Origin of the sequence: Morococcus cerebrosus, assembly GCF_022749515.1 — a bacterium.
Classification (GTDB): Bacteria; Pseudomonadota; Gammaproteobacteria; order Burkholderiales; family Neisseriaceae; genus Neisseria; species Neisseria cerebrosa.
In genome coordinates this window covers 2,102,475-2,118,763 of record NZ_CP094242.1, presented here as the reverse complement: position 1 = coordinate 2,118,763, position 16,289 = coordinate 2,102,475, and the positions used below count along the sequence as shown (strand labels likewise).

Annotated in this window: 16 protein-coding genes, 3 tRNA genes and 1 pseudogene; 6 read left to right on the top strand and 14 right to left on the bottom strand. The window is 50.6% G+C overall.

Going from position 1 to position 16,289, the window contains the following annotated elements; genetic code table 11:
* Window positions 1-12: 12 nt before the first annotated feature.
* Entirely contained in the window at window positions 13-162 is a 150-nt protein-coding gene (locus MON37_RS09940) for a hypothetical protein (RefSeq protein ID WP_155259015.1), read from the bottom strand.
* An 11-nt stretch (window positions 163-173) separates the two neighbouring features.
* Here MON37_RS09940 and dapD point away from each other — a divergent pair, with 11 nt between their 5' ends.
* Window positions 174-995, top strand: a complete 822-nt coding sequence (gene dapD, locus MON37_RS09935) for a 2,3,4,5-tetrahydropyridine-2,6-dicarboxylate N-succinyltransferase (protein WP_036491649.1) — start codon at window positions 174-176, stop codon at window positions 993-995.
* Between the two features lie 38 nt (window positions 996-1,033).
* Here dapD and MON37_RS09930 read toward each other — a convergent pair whose 3' ends face one another.
* The gene (locus MON37_RS09930) at window positions 1,034-2,011 is read right to left on the bottom strand and encodes an IS30 family transposase (RefSeq protein WP_242883650.1); all 978 of its coding nucleotides are present in this window, start codon (window positions 2,009-2,011) and stop codon (window positions 1,034-1,036) included.
* A gap of 228 nt (window positions 2,012-2,239) precedes the next feature.
* Window positions 2,240-2,347: pseudogene (locus MON37_RS12535) on the bottom strand (IS5/IS1182 family transposase); the annotation flags it as partial.
* Window positions 2,348-2,507: 160 nt separating this feature from the next.
* Between MON37_RS12535 and MON37_RS09925 the strand changes: the two are divergent.
* Both MON37_RS09925 and MON37_RS09920 read left to right on the top strand, forming a co-directional pair.
* Window positions 2,508-3,113, top strand: a complete 606-nt coding sequence (locus tag MON37_RS09925; RefSeq protein WP_016686519.1) for a glutathione S-transferase N-terminal domain-containing protein — start codon at window positions 2,508-2,510, stop codon at window positions 3,111-3,113.
* 19 nt (window positions 3,114-3,132) lie between these two features.
* Window positions 3,133-3,549 (top strand): ClpXP protease specificity-enhancing factor, encoded by a 417-nt coding sequence (locus MON37_RS09920; protein ID WP_039408450.1) that lies wholly within the window; start codon window positions 3,133-3,135, stop codon window positions 3,547-3,549.
* Window positions 3,550-3,632: 83 nt separating this feature from the next.
* On the opposite strand, the gene MON37_RS09915 is transcribed toward MON37_RS09920, so the two are convergent.
* Both MON37_RS09915 and MON37_RS09910 read right to left on the bottom strand, forming a co-directional pair.
* The gene (locus tag MON37_RS09915) at window positions 3,633-4,130 is read right to left on the bottom strand and encodes a GNAT family N-acetyltransferase (protein WP_039408447.1); all 498 of its coding nucleotides are present in this window, start codon (window positions 4,128-4,130) and stop codon (window positions 3,633-3,635) included.
* Window positions 4,131-4,148: 18 nt separating this feature from the next.
* On the bottom strand, window positions 4,149-4,682 hold the full coding sequence (locus MON37_RS09910) for an isochorismatase family protein (protein WP_039408444.1): 534 nt from the start codon (window positions 4,680-4,682) through the stop codon (window positions 4,149-4,151).
* Window positions 4,683-4,884: 202 nt separating this feature from the next.
* Between MON37_RS09910 and MON37_RS09905 the strand changes: the two genes are divergently transcribed.
* Complete coding sequence (locus tag MON37_RS09905) at window positions 4,885-5,133, top strand: GlsB/YeaQ/YmgE family stress response membrane protein (RefSeq protein ID WP_039408441.1); 249 nt, start codon at window positions 4,885-4,887, stop codon at window positions 5,131-5,133.
* Window positions 5,134-5,343: 210 nt separating this feature from the next.
* Here the strand turns inward: MON37_RS09905 and MON37_RS09900 are convergent.
* The 3 genes from MON37_RS09900 to MON37_RS09890 form a co-directional block, all read right to left on the bottom strand.
* A tRNA-His gene (locus MON37_RS09900) sits at window positions 5,344-5,419 on the bottom strand.
* A gap of 16 nt (window positions 5,420-5,435) precedes the next feature.
* Window positions 5,436-5,512, bottom strand: a tRNA-Arg gene (locus tag MON37_RS09895).
* Window positions 5,513-5,539: 27 nt separating this feature from the next.
* Window positions 5,540-5,617 (bottom strand) — tRNA-Pro (locus MON37_RS09890).
* A gap of 240 nt (window positions 5,618-5,857) precedes the next feature.
* On the opposite strand from MON37_RS09890, the gene folD reads away from it, so the two are divergent.
* Window positions 5,858-6,709, top strand: coding sequence for a bifunctional methylenetetrahydrofolate dehydrogenase/methenyltetrahydrofolate cyclohydrolase FolD (gene folD / locus MON37_RS09885; protein ID WP_039408437.1), 852 nt, complete (start codon window positions 5,858-5,860; stop codon window positions 6,707-6,709).
* Window positions 6,710-6,861: 152 nt separating this feature from the next.
* Here the strand turns inward: folD and rfbA are convergent, their stop codons facing one another.
* The 3 genes from rfbA to rffG form a co-directional block, all read right to left on the bottom strand.
* Window positions 6,862-7,728 carry a glucose-1-phosphate thymidylyltransferase RfbA gene (gene rfbA, locus MON37_RS09880; RefSeq protein WP_039408434.1) on the bottom strand — a complete coding sequence of 289 codons (867 nt, stop codon included), beginning with the start codon at window positions 7,726-7,728 and terminating at the stop codon, window positions 6,862-6,864.
* Between the two features lie 113 nt (window positions 7,729-7,841).
* Complete coding sequence (locus MON37_RS09875; protein WP_242883648.1) at window positions 7,842-8,213, bottom strand: adenosylhomocysteinase; 372 nt, start codon at window positions 8,211-8,213, stop codon at window positions 7,842-7,844.
* Between the two features lie 53 nt (window positions 8,214-8,266).
* Window positions 8,267-9,331: a dTDP-glucose 4,6-dehydratase gene (gene rffG / locus MON37_RS09870; RefSeq protein WP_039408432.1), complete on the bottom strand. Its 1,065-nt coding sequence runs from the start codon at window positions 9,329-9,331 to the stop codon at window positions 8,267-8,269.
* A 384-nt stretch (window positions 9,332-9,715) separates the two neighbouring features.
* Between rffG and MON37_RS09865 the strand changes: the two genes are divergently transcribed.
* A complete protein-coding gene (locus MON37_RS09865; protein ID WP_039408430.1) occupies window positions 9,716-10,318 on the top strand; it encodes a DUF4112 domain-containing protein in 603 nt (200 codons plus the stop codon).
* A 231-nt stretch (window positions 10,319-10,549) separates the two neighbouring features.
* Here the strand turns inward: MON37_RS09865 and MON37_RS09860 are convergent, their stop codons facing one another.
* The 3 genes from MON37_RS09860 to parC form a co-directional block, all read right to left on the bottom strand.
* Window positions 10,550-12,154 (bottom strand): sigma-54-dependent transcriptional regulator, encoded by a 1,605-nt coding sequence (locus MON37_RS09860; protein WP_039408427.1) that lies wholly within the window; start codon window positions 12,152-12,154, stop codon window positions 10,550-10,552.
* Window positions 12,147-13,736: a sensor histidine kinase gene (locus MON37_RS09855; protein WP_003765319.1), complete on the bottom strand. Its 1,590-nt coding sequence runs from the start codon at window positions 13,734-13,736 to the stop codon at window positions 12,147-12,149. Before MON37_RS09855 ends, MON37_RS09860 begins: the two co-directional genes overlap by 8 nt.
* A gap of 164 nt (window positions 13,737-13,900) precedes the next feature.
* Complete coding sequence (gene parC, locus MON37_RS09850) at window positions 13,901-16,210, bottom strand: DNA topoisomerase IV subunit A (RefSeq protein WP_039408423.1); 2,310 nt, start codon at window positions 16,208-16,210, stop codon at window positions 13,901-13,903.
* Window positions 16,211-16,289 lie beyond the last annotated feature (79 nt).

Sequence of the window (16,289 nt, the reverse complement as noted above, 5' to 3'; positions counted from 1 at the left end):
AAAGTCAAGCCACTATATCATAGCAATCTTGGAGGTCGTCTGAAACAGTAAAACACCTTTCAGACGACCTTTGCAAAAGCTGACGGCAAAGCGTTTACATGGCAAAATACCGCCTGTTTGCAGGTCATCCGAATTTTTCAGACGACCTTTTACCCTCTTCAAAAGGAATCCCCATGTCTTTGCAAAACATCATTGAAACCGCCTTTGAAAACCGTGCGGACATCACCCCGACCACCGTTACCCCCGAAGTCAAAGAAGCCGTGTTGGAAACCATCCGCCAACTCGATTCAGGCAAATTGCGCGTCGCCGAACGCTTGGGCGTGGGCGAATGGAAAGTCAACGAATGGGCGAAAAAAGCCGTGTTGTTGTCGTTCCGCATCCAAGACAACGAAGTCCTCAACGACGGCGTAAACAAATACTTCGACAAAGTGCCGACCAAGTTTGCCGACTGGTCTGAAGACGAATTCCGCGCCGCCGGTTTCCGCGCCGTACCCGGTGCCGTTGCGCGCCGCGGCAGCTTTGTTGCTAAAAACGTCGTATTGATGCCGTCTTATGTCAACATCGGCGCATACGTTGACGAAGGCGCGATGGTCGATACTTGGGCGACTGTCGGTTCTTGCGCCCAAATCGGTAAAAATGTCCACTTGAGCGGCGGCGTCGGCATCGGCGGCGTACTCGAACCCCTGCAAGCCAGCCCAACCATCATTGAAGACAACTGCTTCATCGGTGCGCGTTCCGAAATCGTCGAAGGCGTGATTGTCGAAGAAGGCAGCGTGATTTCTATGGGCGTGTTCATCGGACAATCTACTAAAATCTTTGACCGCACTACCGGCGAAATCTACCAAGGCCGCGTACCGGCAGGCTCGGTTGTCGTGTCCGGCAGCATGCCTTCCAAAGACGGCAGCCACAGCCTCTACTGCGCCGTTATCGTCAAACGCGTAGACGCGCAAACCCGCGCCAAAACCAGCGTCAACGAATTGCTGCGCGGTATTTAACCGGCGAACAGAAAAGGGGAGGTCCTTGGATTCGGATTTCAAGTGCAACACCAGGGTACCAGTGGTTGGAACAGATTTAAGAATAAAACACTTGGCGTTTCGTAGCCAAGTGTTTTTCTTGGCCGGTGGTTCAACTCATCTTGAACCCTGCGTATCTCCCGATCGCTGATGTTTCGGAAATCGGTTTGTTTGGGGAAATATTGTCGGATGAGTCCGTTGGTGTTCTCATTCAGCCCTTTCTCCCAAGAATGGTAAGGGCGGCAAAAATAGGTTTTCGCCTTCAATGCTTTGGCTATTTTGGTGTGTTGGTAGAACTCTTTGCCGTTATCCATGGTAATGGTGTGGACTCTGGCTTTATATGCCTTTAATACCCTAATGGCCGCCCGGGCAGTGTCTTCGGCTTTTAAGTTCTTTAATTTGCAGATGATGGTGTAGCGGGTAGTGCGTTCGACCAAGGTCAATAACGCGCTTTTCTGATTTTTGCCGACGATGGTGTCGGCCTCCCAATCGCCGATGCGAGTTTTCCGGTCGACGATAGCAGGTCGGTTTTCTATGCCGACGCGGTCGGGCACTTTGCCTCTGGTCCATGTGCTGCCGTAGCGTTTTCGGTAGGGTTTGCTGCATATTCTGAGATGTTGCCACAAAGTGCCGCCGTTGCTTTTGTCTTGGCGGAGGTAGCGGTAAACGGTGCTGTGATGGAGTGTGATACCGTGGTGTTTATGCAGGTAGGCACATACTTGTTCGGGACTGAGTTTGCGGCGGATAAGGGTGTCGATGTGTTGAACCAGCTGCGAATCGAGCTTATAGGGTTTTCGCCGGTGCTGTTTGGTCAGCCGGCTTTGCCGTTGGGCTTTATCGGCGCTGTATTGCTGTCCTTGGATGCAGTGCCGCTTGATTTCGCGGCTGATGGTGCTTTTGTGGCGGTTAAGTTGTTTGGCGATTTCGGCGACGGTGCAGTAGCGGGACAGGTATTGGATATGGTATCGTTCGTCTTGGGTCAGTTGTGTGTAGCTCATGGCAATCTTTCTTGCAGGAAAGGCCGTATGCTACCGCATACTGGCCTTTTTCTGTTATGGAAAGTTGCACTTCAAATGCGAATCCGCCGTCGTCTGAAACAGCCCGAAACATAAACGGGCTTCAGGCAAACGGTTTCCCTGTTTGAATAGAAAAAGGTCGTCTGAAAAACCGGATTTCGGGTTTTCAGACGACCTCTTTGTTTATACGGAATGCAGCGATATTGCGTTGTATAGTGGATTAAATTTAAACCAGTACGGCGTTGCCTCGCCTTGTCGTACTATTTGTACTGTCTGCGGCTTCGTCGCCTTGTCCTGATTTAAATTTAATCCACTATATGACTTAAGATGGGGAAGTCAAAAAATATAATTTAAAACAATATATTACCCTGTTTTTCTAGAATTGTTGTATGCAATCGCGTATAATTCTGCGATTAATTTGTTTAACGGTCGTATCAGGCGCATGCCGTCTGAAACCGGATACAGGAGCCCAATTACCATGATGACCTTATATTCAGGCATTACCTGCCCGTTCAGCCAACGCTGCCGTTTCGTGTTGTACGAAAAAGGCATGGATTTTGAAATCAAAGATGTCGATATTTTCAACAAGCCCGAAGACCTTGCCGTAATGAATCCGTACAATCAAGTACCTGTTTTGGTTGAACGCGACCTCATCTTGCACGAGTCCAACATCATCAACGAATATATCGACGAACGTTTCCCGCATCCGCAACTGATGCCCGGCGATCCCGTGATGCGCGGACGCGGGCGTTTGGTGTTGTTCCGCATGGAAAAAGAATTGTTCAACTTCGTCCATGTTTTGGAAAACCCCAACGCGACCAACAAAGAACAGGCTAAAGCGCGCGAAGCCATCGGTAACGGGCTGACAATGCTGGCTCCTGCTTTTGCGAAGAGCAAATACATCCTCGGCGAAGATTTTTCTATGATTGACGTAGCGCTGTCTCCCTTGTTGTGGCGGCTTGATCATTACGACATCAAGCTCGGCAAATCCGCCGCGCCTTTGTTGAAATACGCCGAGCGCATTTTCCAACGCGAGGCTTTCATCGAAGCACTGACGCCCGCCGAGAAAGCCATGCGCAGATAAGCTTCCGAAAGGAGATACCATGACGACTTCGACCAAACCCTATCTGCTTCGTGCCTTATATGAATGGTGTACAGACAATGGCCAAACGCCGCATCTGGTCGTTTGGGTTAACGAACATACCCGCGTACCCATGCAATATGTCCGCGACAATGAAATCGTACTAAATATCGGCCCGACAGCCAGCCATAATCTGAATATCGATAACGATTGGATCAGCTTTTCCGCCCGTTTCGGCGGCGTGGCGCACGATATTTGGATTCCCGTTGGCCATGTCATCAGTATCTTTTCACGCGAAAGCGGGGAGGGGATGGGGTTCGAAGTCGAGCCTTACGAAGTGGATGCTTCCGGTAAGGAGGCGCAGCAGGAGCCGGCGGCAGATAAGCCGACTGACGGCGAGCCTGCCAAGTCGGGCAAGGTATTGAAGTTCGTCAAATAAAACGAAAGGTCGTCTGAAAGTAGATTTTAGACGACCTTTTTACTGATACGCATGATCTTTCAGGTTGGGTTCTTTAGAGGAAATTACGTTATCCGTTTGCCCAAGATAACCACATCCGCTTCAAATGTTTCCAAATCGCACACTGCGGGCAATCTGCCCCATTCTTGAAAACCGAACGAGTGGAAAAGATGCAGGCTGGGGTGGTTGTGTCCGAAAATCACGGCCAAAACATTTTTAATACCCAAGGAGGGCGCGCGCTCCAACATATTGCGCAGCAGGATTTTACCCACGCCGACCCCGCGCATATTGTGTCGGACATAAATACTGATTTCCGCACTGATGTGATACGCGTGGCGCGGATAATAATCGCTGAAGCTGCCCCATGCCAGCAATTCGCCGCTATGGTTTTTCAAGACATAAAGCGGGCGTTTGCCGGAATGTGCTTCAAACCAAGGCTTGCGGGTTTCGATGCCGACGGGCGATAAATCGGCGGTGGATTGGCGCGCTTCAATCGTACTGTTGTAGATTTCGACAATGTCGGGCAGGTCTTCTGTTTTCGCTAGAGTAATCGTATATTCCATTTTCAGGCGACCTGACGGCTATTGGATGAGTTTGGAAATGGTTTTAAAGGCAGGATGTTTCGCATCACCCATCAGGTTGAATAATAGGCTCTCAACGTTGGATACGGCGGCTCCGGCAGTAAGCATCTGCTGCAAGGCATTGTCTTTGTTAAGCGCGTTTCTGGAGGTGGTGCATTCGTAAGGAATGTGGACGCGGATATTGTGCTTGAGCAAGTCCAAGGTCGTCTGAAGCATACAGATGTGCGCTTCCGCACCGATTAAGATGATGTTTTCGATTTGTTTCTCTTTCAGAATAGCCATGACTTCGGGTGATGCGGCGGAAAAACGGGTCTTTTCAAATATCGGCGTATTGTGCAGAAGCAGGGATATGGCGGGAGTCGTTTTACCCAAACCCTTCGGATATTGTTCCGTTGCTGCAAACGGTATGTTTAGAGCCGACAAGCCTTGCAGCAGGATGCGGCAATGTTCGACCATTTGTTCGCTGCCGTGCAATGCGGGCAGCAGGCGTTCTTGAATATCGACAATCAGGCAAAGCGTATTTTCCGTGTTCATTTGGATTTCCTTTCAGACGACCTTGGGAAGAGGTTGTTTGTGTATATGCTGCATCAAAACGGTAAAAGTACTTAAAGTCTGTTTATTTTAAGAAAAACAAGAGGGAGAGGTAAGACGGTCGGTCAAACTGTTCTGTATTATACAGAGGCCTTTCTAAGGAAAGCCAATTAAAACAACTTGCATATCACACGGAGGTAATACTATGGGATGGATCGTTACGATTATTATCGGTTTCATCATTGGTGCTTTGGCAAAATTCCTGCATCCGGGTAAGGAAAATTTCGGATTCATTATGACGACTCTGTTGGGTATTGGCGGGTCGGCGTTGGCAGGATTTGTGGGGCAAAAATTAGGTTGGTATCACGTGGGTGAACCTGCCGGATGGATTGCCTCAACCATTTTCGCCGTAATCATTTTGGCGGTTTATACACGGTTTTTGAAAAACCGCTAATCTGATATAGATGATTAAAGCAGGCCGGAATATCGGTCTGCATTTAGGATTGAAATGGAAAAGCCCATGTTGTTATTTCCCGTACAAGCGGGAACGGCAGCTTGGGCTTTTTGGTTTGAACTTTATATATTTGAAAGAAAAATGGGGGTATAGATAATGGAACAATATAAAAAGTAAAAGACCTGCATATTTTATGCAGGTCTTTTATTTTGGGGTGGCTGATGGGGCTCGAACCCACGACAACTGGAATCACAATCCAGGGCTCTACCAACTGAGCTACAGCCACCGTAAAACTAAAATTTTGGCACGCCCGACAGGAATCGAACCTGTAACCCCCGACTTAGAAGGTCGGTGCTCTATCCGGTTGAGCTACGGGCGCTCATGCCGATTCGTGCTAAAGCATTATTGGTCGGGGCGGTGGGATTCGAACTCACGACCCTCTGCTCCCAAAGCAGATGCGCTAACCGGGCTGCGCTACGCCCCGACTTGAAGAATGAAACTATACAGATAGGTTGGTGAAAGGTCAACTGTATTTTTAAGTTTGTTTTTATTTATTTTCCTATCTTTCTATTTTTTATTAAGATTTATTTTTATGAGTATGCCAGGAAACAGAATGGGAATATGAGTTTGAATGTGCAGGAATGTGGTTTTACGGGATGTGTCAAACCGGTTTAAAAATGCGATAATCGCCGATATTGTTCATTTTGATTGGGAAGGAAGGTTTATGGCTGCACAATTAATCAACGGTAAAGAGGTGTCGGTCAAAAGATTGGCAAAAGTTGCCGAAGCGGTGGTAAAGCGTCAGGAAGATGGTTTGCGCGAACCTTGTTTGGCGGTCATTCTGGTGGGTAATGATCCTGCCAGTGCGGTATATGTCCGCAATAAAAAGCTGGCTTGCGAAAAATGCGGTATCCGTTCTTTGTCTTATGAGCTGCCCGAATCGACTTCCCAAGAAGAGTTGTTGGATTTGGTCGGGCGGCTGAATGAGGATGATGCTGTGGACGGTATTTTGGTGCAGCTTCCGTTGTCGGCACATATCGACAGTCAGGCCGTTCTGGAAAATATTGTTCCACATAAAGATGTGGACGGCTTCCATCCTTACAATATAGGACGGCTGGTGGTGAAAATGCCGCTGATGCGGCCATGTACGCCCAAAGGTGTAATGACGCTTTTGGAAGAATACGGGGTCGATCCAAAAGGGAAAAAAGCGGTTGTTGTCGGCGCTTCAAATATTGTAGGCAGACCCCAGGCTTTGGAACTATTGTTGGCACGTGCGACGGTAACGGTATGTCACAGTGCGACGCAAAATCTTGCTGATGAAGTGGCTGCGGCGGATATTTTGGTCGTCGGTGTGGGTATCCCGAATTTTGTTAAAGGCAGTTGGATTAAGCCCGGTGCGGTTGTGATTGATGTCGGTATCAACCGTTTGGAAGATGGCAGTTTGTGCGGTGATGTGGAGTTTGATGTGGCAAAAGAACGGGCTGGCATGATTACTCCTGTTCCCGGCGGCGTCGGCCCGATGACGATTGCGACGCTTTTGGAAAATACCTTGCACGCGGCTGCACTACATGACTGAATGATATAAATTGTTATGGAAAAGCCAAGCCGGAATACACGGGAGGGATACGGTATCCCGCGTGTTCCGGCTTGGCTTTTTGATGTCGTGGTAAAGGTTGTCTGAAATCAGTCGGTACATGATTGTCCCTTACGATTTCAGACGACCTTTTTTTATTTTTTCAACAGGTGCAGCAGATATTGACCGTATTGGTTTTTTGCCATCGGGTGGGCGAGTTCTTCCAAGCGCTCGTCTGAAAGCCAGCCGTTGCGCCAAGCGATTTCTTCGAGGCAGGCGACTTGTAGGTCTTGGATGTTTTGCACGGTTTGGACGAATGAGGCGGCTTCGTGCAGGCTTTCGTGCGTACCGGTGTCCAACCATGCAAAGCCGCGTCCTAAAAGCTGGACGGACAATGAACCGTCGTCAAGATACATTTGGTTGAGCGTGCTGATTTCGAGTTCGCCGCGTGCGGAGGGTTTGACTTGCTTGGCAAATTCTACGACGCGGTTGTCGTAGAAATATAAGCCTGTTACCGCCCAGTCGGATTTGGGCTGTTTCGGTTTTTCTTCGATGGATAAGGCATTGAAGTTTTCGTCAAATTCGACGACGCCGAAACGTTCGGGGTCTTTGACTTGGTAGCCGAACACGGTGGCGCCGTGTTTTTTGGAGGCAGCTTGTTTCAGGGTTTGGGTAAACGATTGGCCGTAGAAAATATTGTCGCCCAAGACCAAGCAGACGTTGTCGTTGCCGATAAACTCTTCGCCGATGATGAATGCTTGTGCCAAGCCGTCGGGGCTGGGTTGTTCGGCGTAGCTGATGGAGATGCCGAAATCGCTGCCGTCGCCGAGCAGTCGTCTGAAAGAGGGATTGTCTTCGGGGGTGGTGATGACCAAGATTTCGCGTATTCCGGCCAGCATCAATACGGACAAGGGATAGTAGATCATGGGTTTGTCGTACACGGGCAGGAGCTGTTTGGATACGCCGCGCGTGATGGGGTAGAGGCGCGTGCCGCTGCCGCCGGCAAGGATGATGCCTTTCATGGGGGTCCTTTGTTTGTCTGATTGTTGAAATCAGCAAAATGTGTGAAATGGATTTTAAGGTCGTCTGAAAACATAGTTTGTGCATGGCTAATGTTTTCAGACGACCTTTGGTTTTAAAGAGGCTTGCCGTTTACCATACCAAAGAAGCTTTTGATATCGAAGTAAACGGAACGGATGTCGCCTGCTTCATTTTGCACATCAATACGGTCATAGACTCCGCCGTTTTGCTGCAACAGGGCTTGTCCGACTTTGTGGTATCCCGGCATATTTTCTGCAATCCAGCGGTTTTCGGCGCCAATGCCGCGCATAGTGTCGTCTTCAATGATGACAACTGCCCGCTCAATAGTGCTGCCATCGGCTTTTGTCATCTTTTTAACAGTCGTTTGTGCGGCATGATGTCGCGTTTCTTTTGCCAGAACTGGCATAGAGACGAACAAGGCTGAGGTCAAAGTTGCCGATAAGACTATACGGGACAGAGAATGCATGGAAATACCTTTTTCGATGATGCCTGTTGTTTGCAATGTAGGGCAGGTATGGTTTACAGCTTGCCCAGACGTTCCAAGCGGTAGCTGCCGTTCAATACATTTTGCCACCAAGTTTTATTGTTCAAATACCATTGCACTGTTTTGCGGATGCCGGATTCGAACGTTTCCTGCGGTTTCCAGCCCAGTTCCCTGCCGATTTTGGCGGCATCGATGGCGTAGCGAACGTCATGGCCAGGGCGGTCTTGCACGAAGGTAATCAAATCTTCGTAGCGCGCCACACCGGCTGGTTTTTCGGGAACGAGTTCTTCCAGCAGTGCACAGATGGTTTTGACCACTTCGATATTGGCTTTTTCATTATGCCCGCCGATATTATAGGTTTCTCCGACAACGCCTTCGGTAACAACCTGATACAGCGCGCGGGCGTGGTCTTCGACAAACAGCCAGTCGCGGATTTGCATCCCGTCGCCGTACACGGGCAGGGGCTTGCCGTCGAGCGCGTTCAGAATCATCAATGGAATGAGTTTTTCAGGGAAGTGGTACGGACCGTAGTTGTTCGAACAGTTGGTTACGATGGTCGGCAGGCCGTAAGTGCGCAGCCATGCACGCACGAGATGGTCGCTGGAAGCCTTGGAAGCGGAATAGGGGCTGGACGGGGCGTAGGGCGTAGTTTCGGTAAACAAATCGTCCGTACCGTGCAAATCACCATAGACTTCGTCGGTGGAAATATGGTGAAAACGGAAAGCTTCTCGTTTTTCAGACGACATTTGCTGCCAGTAGGCGCGCGCGGCTTCGAGCAGGTTGAACGTGCCGACGATGTTGGTTTGGATGAATTCGCCGGCGGAATCAATAGAGCGGTCGACATGACTTTCCGCTGCCAAGTGCATGACGGCATCGGGCTGGTGTTGTGCAAACACGCGGTCAAGTTCGGCACGATCGCAAATGTCCACTTGCTCAAAAGCGTAACGAGGGCTGTCGGCTACGTCGGTTAGCGATTCGAGATTGCCTGCGTAAGTTAACTTATCAAGATTGATGACGGAGTCTTCGGTATTTTGGATGATGTGGCGGACCACTGCCGAGCCGATAAAGCCCGCGCCGCCGGTAACAAGGATTTTTTTCATGGGATGGTTCTAAGATACAGTACAGCCTCGAATTATAACTGTATATATATTTTTTTGTATCTTAAACATAGCTGAATATTATGGCATTATTTTGTTATTTTAATGAAATCAAATCATTTAATTCTAAGAATATCATAAATGTATATTCTATGATTATTGTGGTATATCCTAAGCGCCTACTGTCATTCTATTTTTAATGGCGTGGCTGCACAGTTCTACTATTTGAACTTTAAGTTGATATTACACCTAAAAAATGGCCGAATTTGGCATTGTCCCTGATATGATTATTTGTATAAAATGCTATTGGCAATATTACATAAAGATTTATCAAAATAAATTTTGTTGTTTAAAACTCTGTTATTAACCTACTACAATAAAATCATAATGAAGCACACACCTATACCTTATGAACGTCAAGAAATCATCCGACGGGAACGTGATTTGGCTAAATATGCCAACACTATGGATAGTTTGTTTTGTATTCCTTTTACCAAGCAGGGAATCGGCGTTGATGCCATACTGTCGCTGATTCCTTTGGTCGGGGATATTGCCGGGCTTTTTCTGACGATGAAGGCTTTTCGTATGGGGCGGGAGTTGGGCGTGCCGGAACATAAAATGCGTCCTGCCATATATCTTGCTTTTGCCGATATGGTGCTTGGCATGATTCCTGTTGTCGGTACGCTTATCGATATTTTCTTGCAGCCGAGCCGCCGTACTTTGAAAGTCATCAATGAGCATGTACGCAGTGAGTATGGCATTGACTACGACATACATTTGGAGCGTCCGTTTATGCACGCGGCTTTGGAGAAGAAACAGCAGCAATCAGACTTTTGGCGCAAACCTGTTGCGGCTTGGTTTTATCTGCATATGCCTGATTTTTTTGGTTTGATTGTGTTGGTTTTGATGGGCTGGATAACGGTTGCAGTAAGTAAATGGGCGTGGAGCGGTATGACTTATTTGTTTCACGCTGTTGCCGGTTGGTTTTGAATGTTTGTGATCTGAATGGAGATATATAGCAGGTTAAGTTTAAATCAATATTGTGTTGCAATGTCTCAGTATAGAGAGAATGACTCTCTAAGTATGAGCGTACCAAGTTGACTGGTTTCCTACTGTCTATACTATCCGCGATTTTGTCCTAATTTAAACTTAACCTGCTATATCTAAAACATACGTTTAGGTTTTGCTTCCTAAACGTGCAGGCAATGGCAAAGCACCGATTTAATTGATGTCCAAACGTTCCATACGGTAGCGCATGGAACGGAAGCTGATGCCCAAAAGCTTGGCAGCCTGAGTGCGGTTGTAACGGGTTTGCTGCAACGCTTGTTCGATAATGCCGCGCTCGATTTGGTCAAGGTAATCTTGAATCTGCATGGTGCGCGGGTCAAACGGCGGAAGCGGTTGGTGATCCAACGTTTCACCTTTTCGTGTTTCGGAATCGGCGATGTCGTCAAGGCTGAGGTTTGGATGGTCGTTTTTGGGCGCCGTCGTGTTTTGGATTTGCAAATCATCCAACTGGATAACTTGTCCGACAGTCAGGGCGACGGCGCGTTCGAGGATGTTTTCGAGTTCGCGGAAGTTGCCGGGATAGCTGTAATGCAGCAGGGCTTCTTGCGCTTTGGGGCTGAGTTTGTAGGTTTGCGTACCGTGGCGGTGTTTGTAGAGCAGGTACAGAATCAGCGCGCCCAAGTCTTCACGCATTTCGCGCAGGGGCGGCATGTGCAGGGTAACGACGTTGAGGCGGTAATATAAGTCTTGACGGAATGCACCGCTATCAACAAGGGCTTCAAGGTTTTTGTGGGTAGCGCAGATGATGCGGACATCGACGAAAGTTTCGCGGGCATCACCGATGCGGCGCACGGCTTTTTCTTGGATGGCGCGCAGGAGTTTGACTTGCATGGCTAGCGGCAAGTCGGCAACTTCGTCGAGGAACAGCGTTCCGCCGTCGGCGTGTTGGAAGAAGCCGAGACGGTCTTGGTCGGCGCCGGTAAAACTGCCTTTTTTGTAGCCGAAGAACTCGCTTTCCATCAGATTTTCAGGAATCGCGCCACAGTTGACCGCGATAAAAGGCTTGTCGGCGCGATCGGACAATTCGTGGATGGTACGCGCCGCCTGTTCTTTACCGGTACCCGATTCGCCGGAAATATAAACGGGCACGCCGCTGCGGGCGAGGCGGCGGATCAGGTGGCGGACTTCGACCATTTGGGGCGAACTGCCGAGCAGCCGCGGCATATCTTCTTCGCCGCCCAATTCAGGCACGTCTTCGTTCGCACGCATGGCGATTTCGCCGGTGGCAAAGCGTTCTTTCATGGAACGCAGGCTTTCGGGCACGGAGACAGAACCGCTCAAGTCGCGTTTGGGCGGCTTGGGCGGAGTTTTGGGCTTGTTGAATGCGGCAGCGACGGGCGCGGACGGTTTTTCGGTTGGCGGCTGGGCAATTTCGTCGGTGCTGTTGGAAACAGAGACGGCGGATTTAACCAGCGAACGCAGTTGGGAAAGGGTAATCGGCTTTTGCAGGTAGTCGAACGCGCCCGCATTAAGCGCTTCAACCGCTTGGTCGGCATTACCGAAAGCGGTAATGACGGCGACAGGGGTGTCGAGCATGAGTTCGTCTATGTATTGGACGACTTCGAGGCCGGAGCCGTCGGGCATCCGCATATCGGTCAAGACGAGGGAATAGTCGTTGTTGTCGAGTTTGTCTTTGGCATCTTCTACGCCGACGGCGGTCTGCACGCGCAACCCCATCTTCATCAGCGTCATTTCCATCAAGTCACGGATGTCGGCCTCGTCGTCGACGACCAATACTGGGTCTTGCAGCTTACTCATTGTGTTCTCTCGGTAAAATCAGTTCGAATCCGTTCATTTCGGGGTGGTAATGGAGTTGACCCATATTGGCGTGTGCCAGTTCGCGGGCAACGTACAATCCCAATCCCGTACCTTGTTTTTCAGTGGTGTAGAACGGCTCGAAGAGATGGTTGCGGACTTCGGGCGAAATGCCTTTGCCGTTATCGGCAACGACGATGGAAATATGCATCCTGCCGCTGGGGCGAATCAGGACGGTAATCGCGTTTTCGTCCTGACGGCTGTGCCGCCATGCGTTATTGCAGAGGTTCCACATGATTTGTTGGATGTGCATCACATCAGCGAGGACGGTAAGGTTGTTGCCGTCCATGTTCATGCGCAGGCAGCCGATGGCTTCGGAATTGTTGAGCGTGAACTCTTGTTTGAAGTCGAGCCAGAATTTCATCAGGTTGATCGGCTCGCGGCTGATGTTGTCGCGTTTGTTGAGCAGGGAGATGTCTTCCAACATTTTGTCGATGCGTTGGATGTTGCTGTCGATGATGCCGCAAAGCTTGGCTTTAACGGGATCGGGTTCGGCATCGTCATCACTTTCTTGCAGCAAATCGCTGGCGTGACGAATGGCGGACATCGGGTTGCGGATTTCGTGGGCAAGGTTCGCGGTAAGCTGTCCGAGCGAGGTGAGCTTGGTGGACATGGCCTCTGCCGCGACTTCACGCAGCGAACGGACATACAGCATGAGCAGTTCCGTCTGTTCCTGAATCAGCGGGACGGCGCGGACGTGCATGGCGTGTTGGAAGATGTGGATATCGGTTTCAAACGGTTTGTCGGGGTGATATTGCCAGCGTGTAACCAATTCGCCGAACACGACTTCCTGCTGGTCAACCACCAAACCGGGGAAATAGGTTTTTGCCTGTTTGTTGAAAAGCCAGACGCGCTGGGTGCTGTCGATAACGATAACGGCTTCCTGCACGCGGTTGAGAACGAGGCGGTTCAACCCGCTGATGCGGCGGTAGGCAAGCTGATGGCGGCTGGCGGATTCAGTCGCCTGCTCCAGATAGCGGGCGGCGAACGAAGTCAGCATGGCAACGAGGTAACACGCGCCGCAGAGCAGGACCGTAGTAATCAGGGGCTGCGTATCCCAATCAAACGGATGCAGGCGGATGCTGCCGTCGAGCAGCAGATTGAAGAAGAACAGCATGGACGCGTAGCCTGCGTACAGCATGGGGTAATGTCCGTAGCTGAGGAGGCAGGACGTCGCGACGAAAGGAAGGACAAGGATGCCGAAGCCCGAATCGACTCCGCCGGCGATATACACCAGTATCATCATCATCGAAATATCGACGACTGCGCTGGCATTGGGCAAATCCAAAGTCTGCCATTGCCAGTCCGGACGGGCGACGGATAACAAGATGAGGAAAGAATACAGCGCTGCCCAGCTGTAAAATTCGACGGGAGGGAATGACATGCCGATATGGGTGCCATTGCTGTAAACGCCGAAAGCATGCATGACCAACAGCGGCAGCACGATGGCAATGCGGGCAATATTGATTAAACCGGGTATCCGCTCGCTCAGGTTTCCCAGTTCCTGAAAGCCGGACTTACTCATATCCGCAACCCTTTTTGTTTATTTTTATCATTATTAGTACCTGTTTTTGAAATCGTTCTGCAATATTTCCGCAGACGGTCGTAAATATTTTTTTAATTTTGTCAGCATAACATAAAACGACCGTGTTTTCTAGGTTTTCAATGTGTTATCGTTTCCTCTGTTGCTTATTCGGAAGCTGCGGATAAGGTTTTCAGACGACCTGAGATGTCCAAAACCTTCCCTTTTTTGCCGCGTTTGCCCTCGATGTCGCAAATGCGCAATTTTTCCTGATGCGCCGCACCGCGCTTGCCGACGGTTTCAACGATGAATTCCGCAGCCGTGGTTACGAGGACGTGTTCCAAAGACGCGCCGTCGGTCAGCGACATCAACTGCAAACCGCGTCCTTTAGGCATGACTTTGAGTTCGCCGATCGAGAACGCCAAGAGGCGGTGGTCGCTGCTAGCCAGTACGATTTTGCAGTCGGGGTTGATGAGCGAGGAAGCATAGACGGCAATCGGGAGCAGGACGGTTTCGCCACTGTCCACAGTCATCACCACTTTGCCCGCTTTCACGCGCCCGACCATATCGCCCAGTTTGGCGATGAAGCCGTAGCCGCCGCTGCCTGAGAGCAGGTAGTGTTGTTCGGGCTGTCCGGTAAGCATGGCGACGGGTTTGGCGCCGTTTTGCAGCTCGATTAACGATGAAACCGGCACTCCATCGCCGCGTCCGCCGGGGATTTCGGCGGCATCGAGGGTATAGGTCCTGCCCAATGAGTCGAGAATGACGACGGGTAAAACAGTGCGGCCTTCAATGGTTTGTTTGAGGCGGTCGCCTTCTTTGAAGGCGGTTTGGCTCAAATCAAGGTTGTGCCCGGCACGGCTGCGTATCCACCCTTTTTCCGACAGAATCAGCGTGATGGGTTCGTCGGCGGTGGTCTGTGTCAGCACGGCGCGTCCGGCTTCTTCCACCAGCGTGCGGCGCGCGTCGCCGAACTGCTTCATGTCCGCCTGCATCTCTTTGATAATCAGCTTGCGTTTTTCGTTTTCGTCGCCCAAAAGGATATTCAGACGACCTTGTTCCTCGCGCAATTCGTTCAATTCTTTTTCGAGTTTGAAACCTTCCAAACGTGCCAACTGACGCAGACGGATTTCCAAAATGTCTTCGGCTTGGATTTCGGTCAGCCCGAACGCCGCCATCAAATCGGTTTTAGGGTCGTCTGATTCGCGGATGACTTTAATCACTTCATCAATGTGCAGAAAGACTTTCAGACGACCTTCAAGGATATGCAACCGTTTTTCCACTTGGTTCAAACGGAATTTCAGACGGCGTGTTACAGTAACGACGCGGAAATCCAGCCATTCCTGCAAAATCGTTTTCAGGTTTTTCTGCGCGGGACGGTTGTCCAGCCCCATCATCACCAAGTTCATGGACACATTGCCTTCCAGCGAAGTCTGCGCCATCAGCGTGTTGATGAAGGTATCGGTATCGATGCGGCTGGATTTCGGCTCGAACACAAGGCGCACGGGATGTTCGCCGTCGGACTCGTCGCGCACGCGGTCGATTAAATCCAACATCAGCTTTTTGGTGTTGAGCTGGTCTTGGTTGAGCTGCTTTTTACCTGCTTTCGGTTTCGGGTTGGTCTGTTCTTCGATTTCAGCAAGGATTTTGGCGGAATTGGCGTTCGGCGGCAGTTCGGTCACGATCACGCGCCATTGCCCGCGCGCCAGCTTTTCGATTTCATAACGCGCACGCACGCGCACGCTGCCCTTGCCGGTTTCATAAATCCGGCGCAATTCGTCTGCCGGCGTGATGATTTGACCACCGCCGGCAAAATCAGGCGCGGGGATGTACTGCATCAGGTCGGCGGTTTCCAGCGTCGGCTTTTTCAACAGCGCAATCGCCGCCTGCGTGACTTCGTTCAGATTGTGCGACGGAATTTCGGTCGCCATGCCCACCGCGATGCCCGACGCACCGTTGAGCAGCACCATAGGCAGGCGGGCGGGCAGATGCAGCGGTTCGTCAAACGCACCGTCGTAGTTCGGCACGAAATCCACCGTCCCCTGATTGATTTCGGACAACAGTAATTCCGCAATCGGCGTGAGCCGCGCTTCGGTGTAACGCATCGCCGCCGCCCCGTCACCGTCGCGCGAACCGAAGTTGCCGATGCCGTCGATTAAGGGGTAGCGCAAGGTAAAATCCTGCGCCATCCGTACCATCGCCTCATAGGCAGAACTGTCGCCGTGCGGGTGGTATTTACCCAAAATCTCGCCGACCACGCGCGCCGATTTCACCGGCTTCGCTCCCGCGGTCAAACCCATATCGCGCATGGCAAACAAAATACGCCGCTGCACGGGCTTCTGGCCGTCTGAAACTTCAGGCAGCGCGCGGCCTTTGACCACGCTCATGGCGTATTCGAGATAGGCGCGTTCGGCGTATTGACCTAAGAGCAGGTAGTCTTCGCCGACAGGGGATGGGACGGAAACGTGTTCGTTCATAAGGAAGCTGGAAATAAAGGTAAAGGGCGATATTGTAAAGTATAGTGGATTAACTTTAAACCAGTACGGCGTTGCCTCG

Excerpts from the sequence above, each read along its gene's own strand:
- MON37_RS09915 (WP_039408447.1), bottom strand. The coding sequence starts at position 4,130 with ATGGAATATACGATTACTCTAGCGAAAACAGAAGACCTGCCCGACATT.
- rffG (WP_039408432.1), bottom strand. The coding sequence starts at position 9,331 with ATGAAAAAAATCCTTGTTACCGGCGGCGCGGGCTTTATCGGCTCGGCA.
- MON37_RS09855 (WP_003765319.1), bottom strand. The coding sequence starts at position 13,736 with ATGAGTAAGTCCGGCTTTCAGGAACTGGGAAACCTGAGCGAGCGGATA.
- parC (WP_039408423.1), bottom strand. The coding sequence starts at position 16,210 with ATGAACGAACACGTTTCCGTCCCATCCCCTGTCGGCGAAGACTACCTG.
- dapD (WP_036491649.1), top strand. The coding sequence starts at position 174 with ATGTCTTTGCAAAACATCATTGAAACCGCCTTTGAAAACCGTGCGGAC.
- rfbA (WP_039408434.1), bottom strand. The coding sequence starts at position 7,728 with ATGAAAGGCATCATCCTTGCCGGCGGCAGCGGCACGCGCCTCTACCCC.
- MON37_RS09930 (WP_242883650.1), bottom strand. The coding sequence starts at position 2,011 with ATGAGCTACACACAACTGACCCAAGACGAACGATACCATATCCAATAC.
- MON37_RS09875 (WP_242883648.1), bottom strand. The coding sequence starts at position 8,213 with ATGCATTCTCTGTCCCGTATAGTCTTATCGGCAACTTTGACCTCAGCC.
- MON37_RS09865 (WP_039408430.1), top strand. The coding sequence starts at position 9,716 with ATGAAGCACACACCTATACCTTATGAACGTCAAGAAATCATCCGACGG.
- MON37_RS09860 (WP_039408427.1), bottom strand. The coding sequence starts at position 12,154 with ATGAGTAAGCTGCAAGACCCAGTATTGGTCGTCGACGACGAGGCCGAC.
- MON37_RS09910 (WP_039408444.1), bottom strand. The coding sequence starts at position 4,682 with ATGAACACGGAAAATACGCTTTGCCTGATTGTCGATATTCAAGAACGC.
- MON37_RS09920 (WP_039408450.1), top strand. The coding sequence starts at position 3,133 with ATGACGACTTCGACCAAACCCTATCTGCTTCGTGCCTTATATGAATGG.
- MON37_RS09925 (WP_016686519.1), top strand. The coding sequence starts at position 2,508 with ATGATGACCTTATATTCAGGCATTACCTGCCCGTTCAGCCAACGCTGC.
- MON37_RS09905 (WP_039408441.1), top strand. The coding sequence starts at position 4,885 with ATGGGATGGATCGTTACGATTATTATCGGTTTCATCATTGGTGCTTTG.
- folD (WP_039408437.1), top strand. The coding sequence starts at position 5,858 with ATGGCTGCACAATTAATCAACGGTAAAGAGGTGTCGGTCAAAAGATTG.